Source organism: Bacillus sp. S4, assembly GCF_040838205.1.
GTDB lineage: Bacteria > Bacillota > Bacilli > Bacillales > Bacillaceae_G > Bacillus_A > Bacillus_A cereus_U.
Genome location: NZ_JBFPJI010000290.1, coordinates 1 through 4,029 on the forward strand (window position 1 = coordinate 1; position 4,029 = coordinate 4,029).

A 4,029-nucleotide genomic window follows, 5' to 3' on the forward strand; every position below is an offset into this window, starting at 1 on the left:
ATCCAATAGCATGGTACAATATAAGAAACTCATTCCACATATTATAAAGGAGGAATTTCATATGGGTTTATTTAGTGGTATTTTAGGAAATGCATCAAGTGCGAGTACAGAAAGCGTTGAACGTGATTTAGAAAAGATTATGCTAGATGATGAGAAAGTTGAGCATGCTTATAAATTAATTCGTGATTTAATCGTATTTACAAATCGCCGTCTTATTTTAGTAGACAAACAAGGAGTAACTGGTAAAAAAACAGAATACCATTCAATCCCTTATAAAAGTATTACACAATTTAGTATTGAAACAGCTGGGCATTTTGATTTAGATGCAGAGCTTAAAATATGGGTGTCTAGTTTGAGCGCGCCAATTACGAAAGAATTTAAAGGCGATGATAGCATTTTAAGTATTCAAAAAGCGTTAGTAACATATACGACGAAATAGTTCATTTTTGTATATTTATTCACATCATAAATTACTAACCCGAACTTTTTGGAAGAATATACATTAAATTTGTATATTTAATCTAAAACGATACAAAAAGGTAAAGCATTTAAAATGTGCTTTACCTTTCTTTTTTATAATAAATTAATGTTGCTTTATCATTTAATTTCTTTTTAAATTCCGCTTTTATATATCCCATCTTTTCGTATAGAAAACAATTTCGTTCTTCCTCTAAAATTGTAGCAAGCTCCCAAGTCGTTATTTCCGGAAACATCTCCTCGATTAAAATTAATACTTTTTGAGCAATTCCGTTCCCTTGATAGTTTGGAATAATAAACATCGGGCTTATCCAAAATTTAGATGACTCTTCTTTACGTGATATACATATCGCTCCGACAAGATTCGTATTTACGAAAATTTTATAAAATCCACCGTCCGGATTATTTATTCTCGAAATCGTTCTTTCAATAAGTTCATTTGCCGGATTTGTTTCATAGTCCTTATACTTTTCTAATAATGAACTAAATGATTCTACTTGCATTTGAAATATAATCTCTGCATCAATTTCTGTCGCCTTCTCTAATGTTACCAATTTAAACGCTCTCTTAAAGAAGTGATATGAGCTGTATGATGACGACCGTGCCATGCATATAGTCCAATTGCAGCAGCAAGTTTTTTTTCTCCTGATTCAGGATGATTAAATGTCTTTTCTAAATCTGCCGGTTCTAAAGAATATAATAAGTTAACCCATCTTTTATGTAATGAATCTAGCATTACAAGTGAAACATCTACTGGTAATTTTGAGTCAGGTAGCTCTGCCCATTTTTCTTCTTTGTACGGTTTAATAGTTGGATTCTTTTCTGTCAGTGCTAATTTAAAGCGTATGTAGCTATTCATATGACTATCAACAACATGATGAACGACTTGACGAACAGTCCATCCACCAACGCGATACGGTGTATCTAACTGCTTCTGATCTAAATCTTTTATCGCACTTGCTAGTTCATTAGGTAAATCCTCTATTTCTTGAATCCATTTATCAATTATTTCTTCTGTAATAGTGCCTACATAAGTAAATTGACCTATTGGATAACGTAAATCCTTCATGTACATGTCCCCCTATTATTTTTAATTCTTAGTATTCCTCCAAATATAATGTACGAAATTTACGTTTTCCCCGTTTAAATCTACAGTAGTTGTATCCGCTTCCTTTTCACGAGAAAATCCGCTCTTTTCTAATACAATTTGTGAAGCTATGTTATTTGTTGTTGTCATAGCATGTATTTCATTAATTTCATAGACTCTTGCTTGAGCCAAAATCAATTTTACAGATGATGCTGCAACTCCTTTTTTTGTAAACTTCTCTCCAACTCGGTAGCCTAACGACCCAATTCGTTTTTCCTTATCTACATCAACTAAATTGATACGTCCTACAATTTCTTTTTCTGTATTACGTATGAGATGAAAATAAGAAATCCCCTCAGTTTGTTCTTTTAATAATTCGTCAAGTTGCTTTTGAAAGTATTCATACACGTAATAATTAGAACCACGACTTGGTACCATTGTTTCAAAAAATGATTTGTTCGTGAGTTCAAAATTAAATAAATCTTCAGCATCTTGATTCTTTAATTGTTCTATGTATATTTCCATCCCGTTTACCCCTTCTTGATTTACTAACTGTTATACATTCTTTTTTAAACGATAATTTCCCTGCTATTTCTTTCGTCTGAGTAATACAGTAAGTAATACTCTAGGATGAAAAAGATGAAAAGGACTTCGAATTAAGTTCATAACTCTGACTAACCGAATATAAATATCAGAATCACTTGCAGAAAGCTGATATATTTGTTTCGTATACCATTGCTGAAATTTTTGTTTCATAGTTAATTCTTTCTGTAACTTAGGATGACGTGCTATCTCCGTTGTCGTCATTTCCCAAGGTGTTTTGATAATCTTAGAAACATGCTTATAAAACGTTTGAGTGAACGTTTTATCCAAATTATTTATTCCTTTAAGAAATAACTGCAATTGGCGAGCTTCCATAGCTGCAACTGAAACACCTTGTCCGAAAACTGGATCAAAACGACAATGCGCATCTCCAACTACTAACAATCTTTCAGGTAAATTATTAACTAGATCAAATCGCCTGCGTACTTGATATGGAATTTTGTACGTTTTTATATCGGTAATCGCCTCAGATTTGTTTAGAAACTCTGTAACATTAGGGATTGATAGATTTTCAGCAAAATCATAAAATTCATCATCAGTTTGCGGTGCTTTTTCATTTGCATATCCACTAAAAGTAACAAAATAACGATCATCTTCAATCGTTTGAATTAGAACACCATAAGGATTCTCAGGAAAACTTGGAGACATAAGCATATTACAACAGTCTAATTTCTCTTTTTCTTTGAGCCTAAACATTCTAGTTGCGTAAAACAAATCAATTCTTACTTTCTCTTCTTGTACTTTGAAATTGTATTCTTGTAACCAATCTATACTTTTCGAACCAAACCCACTTGCATCAACAACAAGATCTGCATGAAATTCTTCTTTCATTTCTGTTTTCAAACATTTAGCTCTTATTCCATAGACTTTATTAATTTTGTTATCTACTAGTAATCCTTCAACCAACATTTCATACTTCGTAGTAACATTTGAAACTTGTTCAATTCGTTTTTGAATATGAGATTCTAACAGAAGACGACTTTGCTGAATCATATTTATTTCGCCTTTGAAAGGCTGCTTCCATAGGCCGAACTGATGCCATTTTAAATCGCGAGTAAAGTTATTTACAATGCTACCTGCTTCAATTAATTCATTAGTAATGTTAGGAAACAACTCCTCAAGTGCTTCTTCGCCGCCTTTTAATAACACATGCGGATGATTACTTTGTGGAACTCTTTTACGAGGTCCTTTTCCATCCCATCTTTCTCCGGCTTCTAAAATGATTACTTCTTCAAACGTATTTGATAAAGCTTTTGCGACGAGTTTCCCTGCTATACTTCCACCGATAACGATAGCCTTAGTAAACATTTTTTCCCCCTTAATGAAAAGAGATCCTGTCGTTTATGAATGGAACAGGATCTTAACTAATAATTCCTTGCTAATTATATTTAAAACACCTTTGTGAATTGCAACGTTAAAATTAAAATACCTAATCCCCATACGTAATACGCGAATACTTTTAAAGAATGACGTTTTAAATATTGAATCATCCATGAAACTGCTATGTAACCAAAGAACGCTGCTGATAATGTTCCGACAATTAATGATGTACTAGAAATAGATTCTGCTTTCCCTTGAAAAACATCTGCAAATTGCAAGATGATAGCTCCGACAATAGCTGGTGTTGATAATAAAAATGAAAAGTACGCCGCTGTTTCGCGGTCTAACTTTCTCCATATTGCAGCGACAATTGTCATTCCAGAACGAGAAATTGCTGGAAATATAGCTACTGCTTGAAATGAACCAATTATGAATGCATCTTTATATGTAATATCATTCATTTTTTTACGACCGTTCTTTTGTTTATCAGCCATATAAAGAAATAAACCCGTCACTAAAAACTCCCAACCTATTGTTATACC

6 protein-coding genes are annotated in these 4,029 nt (G+C 32.8%); 1 reads left to right on the forward strand and 5 read right to left on the reverse strand.

The genetic code is table 11. The annotated features are described in order from the left end of the window. Positions 1 to 61 precede the first annotated feature (61 nt). Positions 62 to 439 (forward strand): PH domain-containing protein, encoded by a 378-nt coding sequence (locus tag AB3X48_RS18650; RefSeq protein ID WP_002110143.1) that lies wholly within the window; start codon positions 62 to 64, stop codon positions 437 to 439. 121 nt (positions 440 to 560) lie between these two features. Here the strand turns inward: AB3X48_RS18650 and AB3X48_RS18655 are convergent, their stop codons facing one another. From AB3X48_RS18655 to AB3X48_RS18675, 5 genes are all read right to left on the reverse strand, one after another. Then, positions 561 to 1,085, reverse strand: coding sequence for a GNAT family N-acetyltransferase (locus AB3X48_RS18655; RefSeq protein ID WP_016104966.1), 525 nt, complete (start codon positions 1,083 to 1,085; stop codon positions 561 to 563). Continuing rightward, complete coding sequence (locus AB3X48_RS18660) at positions 1,025 to 1,546, reverse strand: YfiT family bacillithiol transferase (protein WP_002110140.1); 522 nt, start codon at positions 1,544 to 1,546, stop codon at positions 1,025 to 1,027. Before AB3X48_RS18660 ends, AB3X48_RS18655 begins: the two co-directional genes overlap by 61 nt. 21 nt (positions 1,547 to 1,567) lie before the next feature. Then, a complete protein-coding gene (locus tag AB3X48_RS18665; protein ID WP_016104965.1) occupies positions 1,568 to 2,089 on the reverse strand; it encodes a GNAT family N-acetyltransferase in 522 nt (173 codons plus the stop codon). 63 nt (positions 2,090 to 2,152) lie between these two features. Continuing rightward, a complete protein-coding gene (locus AB3X48_RS18670; RefSeq protein ID WP_016104964.1) occupies positions 2,153 to 3,475 on the reverse strand; it encodes an FAD-dependent monooxygenase family protein in 1,323 nt (440 codons plus the stop codon). Positions 3,476 to 3,555: 80 nt separating this feature from the next. Continuing rightward, positions 3,556 to 4,029: undecaprenyl-diphosphate phosphatase (locus AB3X48_RS18675; protein ID WP_367959803.1), on the reverse strand; the 474-nt coding region annotated here is incomplete at its 5' end.